At 49.9% G+C, this 4877-nt stretch carries 7 protein-coding genes; 6 read left to right on the forward strand and 1 reads right to left on the reverse strand.

Annotated elements, in window-relative coordinates; all coding sequences use genetic code 11:
• The 5 genes from V4C51_RS17105 to rplS all read left to right on the forward strand — a co-directional run.
• The coding region (locus tag V4C51_RS17105; RefSeq protein WP_330927389.1) for an aspartoacylase at nucleotides 1–928 on the forward strand (928 nt) is incomplete at its 5' end.
• Nucleotides 929–1210: 282 nt separating this feature from the next.
• Complete coding sequence (rpsP, locus tag V4C51_RS17110; protein ID WP_330927390.1) at nucleotides 1211–1459, forward strand: 30S ribosomal protein S16; 249 nt, start codon at nucleotides 1211–1213, stop codon at nucleotides 1457–1459.
• A gap of 13 nt (nucleotides 1460–1472) precedes the next feature.
• Nucleotides 1473–2036 (forward strand): ribosome maturation factor RimM, encoded by a 564-nt coding sequence (rimM, locus tag V4C51_RS17115; RefSeq protein ID WP_330927391.1) that lies wholly within the window; start codon nucleotides 1473–1475, stop codon nucleotides 2034–2036.
• A 5-nt stretch (nucleotides 2037–2041) separates the two neighbouring features.
• Complete coding sequence (trmD, locus tag V4C51_RS17120; protein WP_330927392.1) at nucleotides 2042–2845, forward strand: tRNA (guanosine(37)-N1)-methyltransferase TrmD; 804 nt, start codon at nucleotides 2042–2044, stop codon at nucleotides 2843–2845.
• A gap of 53 nt (nucleotides 2846–2898) precedes the next feature.
• Nucleotides 2899–3252 (forward strand): 50S ribosomal protein L19, encoded by a 354-nt coding sequence (gene rplS / locus V4C51_RS17125; protein ID WP_330927393.1) that lies wholly within the window; start codon nucleotides 2899–2901, stop codon nucleotides 3250–3252.
• A gap of 142 nt (nucleotides 3253–3394) precedes the next feature.
• On the opposite strand, the gene V4C51_RS17130 is transcribed toward rplS, so the two are convergent.
• The gene (locus tag V4C51_RS17130) at nucleotides 3395–3571 is read right to left on the reverse strand and encodes a hypothetical protein (protein WP_330927394.1); all 177 of its coding nucleotides are present in this window, start codon (nucleotides 3569–3571) and stop codon (nucleotides 3395–3397) included.
• A gap of 90 nt (nucleotides 3572–3661) precedes the next feature.
• Between V4C51_RS17130 and V4C51_RS17135 the strand changes: the two genes are divergently transcribed.
• Nucleotides 3662–4780, forward strand: a complete 1119-nt coding sequence (locus V4C51_RS17135; RefSeq protein ID WP_330927395.1) for a hypothetical protein — start codon at nucleotides 3662–3664, stop codon at nucleotides 4778–4780.
• Nucleotides 4781–4877: the final 97 nt, after the last annotated feature.

Here is a 4877-nt window from a genome sequence, read left to right on the forward strand (position 1 = left end):
GCTAATGACAACAATCAAGAAGGTAGCCATTGTGGGAGGCACCCATGGTAATGAGTTCACTGGCATCACCTTGATTAAGCAGTGGCAGCAATCACCACAACGCGTTGCTCGTGACAGTTTTGTTGTGAATACCGTCTTTGCTAACCCTAAAGCGCACGAGGAAAACAAGCGTTATGTGGATTGTGATCTGAACCGACAGTTTACCGCTGACGATCTTAACAATGACGCCTTGTGCAACTATGAGCAAAGCCGTGCCAAGGCCATGAATGGGCAACTAGGGCCAAAGGGTAAAAAAGGTGACGCCAAAACCGACTTCATCATTGATTTACATAACACCACCAGTAACATGGGGCCGAGCCTGATTTTATTGCGGATGGACGCGTTCAATCGCAAGATGGGCGCTTATCTTAAAAGTAAAATGCCTGAAGTCGTGGTGATTGTAGAAGATTCCTGTCCCATGGCAGATCACCCCTACCTCTGCTCAGTGGCGCCACAGGGCGTCATTGTCGAAGTGGGTCCACAGCCACAGTCCGTGGTGCGACAGGATATTCTGGAACAGATGGATGCCATGACTCATCATATTCTCGATTATGTCCATCATTGTAACGGCGGTAATTTGCCTGAATTACCCCCCTGTTATGAAGCCTTCCGTTACACCGAAACCCTGAAACTCCCGGAAAACGAAAAAGGTGAGCGTATCGGCATGGTGCATAAGAATGTCCAGGATCAGGATTTTAAGCCACTGAGTAAAGGCGACCCGGTTATGGCGCTGTTTAATGGGGGAGAAATCCGTTGGGAAGGCGACTATGAAGCTTACCCACACTTTATTAATGAAGCCGCCTATTATGATAATAATCTGGCCATGTCCATGGCTGAGAAAATCATGGTTAACATTGAGGAGGCCGTTGCTTCTCCCGTACCTTTATAAAGCAACGCCGTCGTTATTCAGGCGCCATTTATAGCATCAGGGATAGCATCAGGTGCCCGGATGGGTGGGAGTGATGATACCTCTCTTTCGCTATTTAATCCCAAATACTGCGGATATCCGAAGACTGGTTGTCAGAAGCTTGCATATTCCTTAGAATATGCGCCCTTTATGGTCAGTCATTCACTATCTGAGGTAAGGAAAGGCTGGCTCTGTACCAGGAACGGGGCACTCCCTGAACCCGGTGCGTCAGTTGCCGGAAATCAACTACAGGAAAACCAGTCCATGGTAACAATTCGTCTGGCCCGTGGTGGCTCCAAGAAGCGCCCTTTTTATCACCTGACTGTTGCTGACAGCCGCAAAGCCCGTGGCAGCCGGTTCATCGAGCGGGTAGGCTTTTTCAACCCACAGGCTCGCGGCCAGGAAGTGCGCCTGCGTGTTGACAGCGAGCGCGTAGCTCACTGGGTATCTTTAGGCGCCACTACCTCTGATCGTGTAGCGCAACTGCTGAAAGACGCCGCTAAAGCTGCCTGAGGTGGATGATCCAGTGACGTTTGGCGAAAAAACGAGTGAAACCAGCGCAGTGAAGCGGATTACACTGGGTAGCGTTGTTGCTGTGTACGGTGTAAAAGGCTGGGTCAAGGTGTACTCCCATACCAGCCCTATGGATAACATTCTCAACTACCGCCACTGGATAGTCAGCCACAAGGGCCGTATTGAAACCGTTGAAATCGATCAGGGGCGCCTTCATGGCAAAGGCCTGGTCGTACACATTGCTGGCTGTGATGACCGTGAGAGCGCGCGAAACTACTGCGACAGCGAGATCATGGTTAATGCCAGCGATATGCCCCCCGCCCCTGATGATGAGGTCTATTGGCATCAACTGGAAGGGCTGAGCGTTTTCTCCCGCGATGGGGTGAATGATAACGTTCTGTTGGGCAAGGTCAGTCATCTGATGGCCACCGGCGCCAATGACGTTCTGGTGATAGCGCCGTCCAAAGGCAGCGTTGATAAGCGAGAGCGTCTGGTACCCTGGCTGGTTAATCAGGTTGTGCTTGACGTTAACCCTGAGAAGGGGTTTATCCGGGTTGACTGGGACCCGGAGTACTAGTGTTTATGGCAACTCTCGATCAATCGATACCTGCTATAAACGCTGAATTATGGTTCGGTGTCATCAGCCTGTTTCCGGAGATGTTCCAGGCAGTGACTGAGCACGGCATTACTGGCCGTGCTGTCCAGAAAGGCATTATTGGCGTGGAAACCTGGAACCCCAGAGATTTCACCAAAGACCTGCGCCGAACCGTGGATGACCGACCTTTTGGCGGTGGTCCCGGCATGTTGATGAAAATTCAACCTCTGCGTGACGCCATCTCCGCTGCCAGGCAGGCAGCAGGAGCCGAGACCAAAGTAATCTACCTGTCACCCCAGGGACGTCTGCTGAATCAGCAAGGGGTGAAAGCACTGGCCGCTTCAAAGCGGTTGATTCTGGTCGCGGGGCGTTATGAAGGCATTGATGAACGGTTATTACAGAACGAAATCGATGAGGAATGGTCGATTGGCGATTATGTAGTCAGTGGGGGCGAGCTCCCTGCCATGACGTTGATGGATGCAGTTTCACGCTTTGTACCGGGCACCCTGGGTCACCAAGATTCCGCTCAGGAAGATTCATTTGCAGAGGGTCTTCTTGACTGCCCGCACTTCACGCGGCCTGAAACCTTTGAGGGTCGAACAGTGCCGGAGGTGTTGCGTTCAGGCAACCACCAGCGTATCGCGCGCTGGCGTCTGAAACAATCCCTGGGCAGAACCTGGTTACGCCGCCGCGACTTGCTAGCGCGCAGGACGTTGACCAGCGAAGAAGAAACACTGCTGGAGGAGTTTATTCACGACCATCAGCAGTCACATTGCGACACCACGGGTTAATCTGTGGACTTGCTGACTGAGTGGAACATTACTTGACGACTGGGAGCAAACCAATGAGTAAGAACAGAATTATCCAAGCGCTCGAAAATGAGCAAATGAGCAAAGAGATCCCTTCTTTTGCTCAGGGCGACACTGTTGTTGTCCAGGTTAAAGTTAAAGAAGGTAGCCGTGAGCGCCTGCAGGCGTTCGAAGGCGTGGTTATCGCCAAGCGTAACCGTGGACTGAATTCCGCTTTCACCGTACGCAAAATCTCCAACGGTGTTGGCGTTGAGCGTGCGTTTCAGACTTACAGCCCGCTGATTGCTTCTATCTCTGTGAAGCGTCGTGGTGACGTTCGTCAGGCTAAGCTGTACTACCTGCGTGATCGTAGTGGTAAGGCCGCGCGTATCAAGGAAAAACTCAGCTAAGTGCTGCTACGCGAGTAAGCGCTTAACTCTTTTTTATTATTCTGGCAACTGAATTGTAATGGGTATTTTCCGGTACCTGTTGCTGACAAAAAAAGCGACTTTAGTCGCTTTTTTTGTGGCATATTGATCTGAAACGAAATGTTTAATCTTTTTTAATCTTTTTTAATCTATAGCTTTTGTAATGACCTTTTCTAACCCGGCCATCAGGAAGACAATCTGATCGCCAGAGCAGAGGTGCGTTGAACGCGCGTTGAAAATCCCGGCAATGACAGGCTTTCTCAATCATTTCTGCTGTCCACATCCCGTTTGCTACACTCATTACGACTTCTTGTTTTTTTATTTGCTGAAATCTAACCTTCAACGGGTGAATTTACAGAACCGTCTTTTTCAGTAGAAGTGGGGATGTGTCATGTTATTTGGTCAGTGGTTAAGTCGTTTGCCGATTATTATTATTGCTTTGTTGCCTGCCCTGGCGAGTGCGGAGCCTGCTCAAAATGACAAAACTACAATAGTTGTGGATGCGGGTAGTTCTGGCTCAAGGCTTTATTTCTATCAATATATCAAAGATTCGTCGAGTGGACTTCCAGTCATTCACTCTCAGAAGAGCGTAATACAGCAAGGAGGCATCCAATCACTGCCGTCTAATAATCTGGCGCCTTATATGGACAAATTGTTCTCAAGCTTTAAAGGCAGGGCGCCAGATCGTATCCTTTTCTATTCTACAGCAGGCATGCGCCTGTTGTCGCCAGGTAACAGGGCGTCGATCAATAAGGCTATTACAAAGTATTTGTCCAAGGCTTTCCCACGGTCAACGATTGATGTAAAAACCATCAGTGGTCAGAAAGAAGGAATCTACGGTTGGTTAGCCCTCAATTACCTCAATGAAGCGTTTGCCAGGGGAACCCCCTCGGAGGGGGTGCTGGACCTTGGTGGGGCCTCTACGGAGGTGACTTATGAGTGCGGCGGCAAAGACGCTGTGACAATGACCATTAATCATCAAAACCGCCGTGTGTGCTCAGCGAGTTTTTTAGGACTGGGATTAACCATGGCTATGGCTCAGTTCGTCAATGAGCCAACCTGTTTTCCAAAGGGATATCCTTTACCCAGTGGTGAAAAAGGGACAGGGAACTTCACTGCTTGCGCTGACAAGATAAAACCCCTGGTGGATAAGGTGCATAATGTACCGGCTTACATTAACGCTCATCATATGGTGGATGGAGTGCCGAGCTTTGTGGCGATTTCCGCCTATGATTATACGGCGATAGAATTGGGTATCGACAAGGCCTTTTCCATCAAGAGCCTGGAGCGGCAAGGTCAGGCATTTTGCTCCCAGCAATGGCACAACCTGACCAGTGGATCGACACGCTTCAAAGTCACCCCCTACCTGTTCAATACTTGCTTTGCTGCCGCTTTTGAGAAAGATCTGTATACCCACGGATATGGACTAAACACCAGAAATATACCCATCAAAACCGCCTCGACCATCAAAGGTAAGAAGCTGAATTGGGCGTTGGGCGCTCTGCTCTAGGACAATGTGACCTAGGAGCCTGACCGAGAATAGCGCCCTTAGCGAGGATTGCGAGAAATTGAGGATAAAATTTCTGCTTCTGAGGAGAATAGCGGGG

Origin of the sequence: Candidatus Sororendozoicomonas aggregata (assembly GCF_031528575.1) — a bacterium.
In the GTDB taxonomy this organism is placed as follows: Bacteria; Pseudomonadota; Gammaproteobacteria; order Pseudomonadales; family Endozoicomonadaceae; genus Endonucleibacter; species Endonucleibacter aggregata.

Excerpts from the sequence above, each read along its gene's own strand:
- V4C51_RS17135 (WP_330927395.1), top strand. The coding sequence starts at position 3,662 with ATGTTATTTGGTCAGTGGTTAAGTCGTTTGCCGATTATTATTATTGCT.
- V4C51_RS17130 (WP_330927394.1), bottom strand. The coding sequence starts at position 3,571 with ATGAGTGTAGCAAACGGGATGTGGACAGCAGAAATGATTGAGAAAGCC.
- rpsP (WP_330927390.1), top strand. The coding sequence starts at position 1,211 with ATGGTAACAATTCGTCTGGCCCGTGGTGGCTCCAAGAAGCGCCCTTTT.
- rplS (WP_330927393.1), top strand. The coding sequence starts at position 2,899 with ATGAGTAAGAACAGAATTATCCAAGCGCTCGAAAATGAGCAAATGAGC.
- trmD (WP_330927392.1), top strand. The coding sequence starts at position 2,042 with ATGGCAACTCTCGATCAATCGATACCTGCTATAAACGCTGAATTATGG.